This window comes from Sphingomonas sp. CFBP 13720, assembly GCF_014842075.1.
GTDB lineage: Bacteria > Pseudomonadota > Alphaproteobacteria > Sphingomonadales > Sphingomonadaceae > Sphingomonas.
Genome location: NZ_JACYVA010000020.1, coordinates 1 through 1,753 on the forward strand (window position 1 = coordinate 1; position 1,753 = coordinate 1,753).

Genomic DNA, 1,753 nt, shown 5'->3' on the forward strand with positions numbered 1-1,753 from the left:
GGCGCTACGCTGGGCGAACTGATCAGCCTCACCGGCTGGCTGCCACACACGACACGCGCCGCACTGACTGGTCTGCGAAAGAAGGGCCATGCCATCGTCCGCGATACGCGTGATGGCGCCACCTGTTACCGGATCGACGCGGGTGCTGTGGCATGACCACGGTGGAAGCGCAGGTCGCCGCGCTGGACGACCTGTCCTCCAGCGCCCTTCGCGAACGCTGGAGCGCGCTGACCGGCACCGCGGTGCCACGGATCAGCCCGAAGCTGCTGCGGCTGGCGCTCAGCTGGGAGCTGCAGGCACGCAGTCTGGGCGGCCTGTCGCGCGCAACCATCCGCACGCTCGACCAGCTTGGCCGCGGCGAGACGCGCACGACCCCGGCCCGCCCCGGCATGCGGCTGGTGCGCGAATGGCAGGGCAGGGTGCATGTCGTCACCATCGGTGAGGATCAGGTCATCCGCTGGGAGGAGCGCAGCTACCGTTCGCTAAGCGAAGTCGCCCGCGCCATCACCGGCACCCGCTGGTCGGGCCCGGCCTTCTTCGGCCTCAAAAAGGCAGCAGCAGCATGAAGGGGCAGATCGTGCGCTGTGCGATCTACACCCGCAAGTCGAGCGAGGAGGGTCTCGAACAGGACTTCAACTCACTCGATGCCCAGCACGAGGCGTGCAGCGCCTACATCCTCAGTCAGGCCAGCGAAGGCTGGGTGCAGGGGGAACACCGCTATGACGATGGCGGTATCTCCGGGGGAACGCTGGCCCGCCCGGCACTGCAGCGGCTGCTGGCCGATGTTGCCGCAAAACGGATCGATATCATCGTCGTCTACAAGGTCGACCGGCTGACCCGCTCGCTGCTCGACTTCTCGAAACTGGTCGAGGCGTTCGATGCGTCCGACACCTCGTTCGTCTCGGTCACCCAGTCGTTCAACACCACGACCAGCATGGGGCGCCTCACGCTCAACATGCTGCTGTCCTTTGCCCAGTTCGAGCGCGAGGTCACCGCCGAGCGGATCCGCGACAAGATCGCTGCCTCCAAGGCACGTGGCATGTGGATGGGAGGCACCCCGCCGCTGGGCTATGCCCCCAACGGGCGCAGCCTCCAGATCATCGCCGAACATGCCGCCATCATCCGTCACGTCTACCAGCGCTATCTCACGCTTCGCTCGGTACGGCTGCTGGCGCACGAACTGGAGCGGGACGGGATCGGTGCTCCCAGACGGACCACCGCTACGGGTAAGGCGTTTGGCGGGGTCACCTTCTCACGCGGACAGCTCTACGCGATGCTGCGCTGTGCGACCTATGTCGGTGAGATCCACCATCAGGGACGGGTGCATGTCGCACTGCATCCACCCATCATCGAGCGCGCGCTGTGGGACGCGGTTCAGGCAATGCTGACCGACAACCGGCAGGGCGAACAGCGCAAGGGGGGCAGGGCGGCGCCCAGCCTGCTGGCTGGCCGGGTAGTCGATCCACAGGGGGCACCGCTTCTCGCCACCCATGCCGCCAAAGGCAAGGCACGCTACCGCTACTATGTCAGCCGTGACCTGCAGACCGGCAGCGGCACCACCGGCATCCGCATCCCCGCCACCGAACTGGAGGCTGCGGTCAGCCAGCGGATTGCCGCGCTCTTTGCCGATCCACTCGAGCTTGCCGCAATTGCACGCATCGAGCTTTCTCCGTCGGACTATACCCAGCTATCCGCCCGGGCGGCCACCATTGCCAGCGCCTCACCGGCGGACCTGCGCACTGCCACCCACGCC

The 1,753-nt window shown here is 66.9% G+C and carries 3 protein-coding genes; all 3 read left to right on the top strand.

Translation table 11 applies throughout. From position 1 onward, the window contains the following. Window positions 1–9: 9 nt before the first annotated feature. Window positions 10–156, top strand: a complete 147-nt coding sequence (locus IFT55_RS17085; protein WP_274604063.1) for a DUF3489 domain-containing protein — start codon at window positions 10–12, stop codon at window positions 154–156. Next, on the top strand, window positions 153–566 hold the full coding sequence (locus IFT55_RS17090) for a DUF2924 domain-containing protein (protein ID WP_192093557.1): 414 nt from the start codon (window positions 153–155) through the stop codon (window positions 564–566). Before IFT55_RS17085 ends, IFT55_RS17090 begins: the two co-directional genes overlap by 4 nt. Then, a partial coding sequence (locus IFT55_RS17095; RefSeq protein ID WP_192093558.1) for a recombinase family protein occupies window positions 563–1,753 on the top strand: 1,191 nt, incomplete at its 3' end. The genes IFT55_RS17090 and IFT55_RS17095, both read left to right, overlap by 4 nt.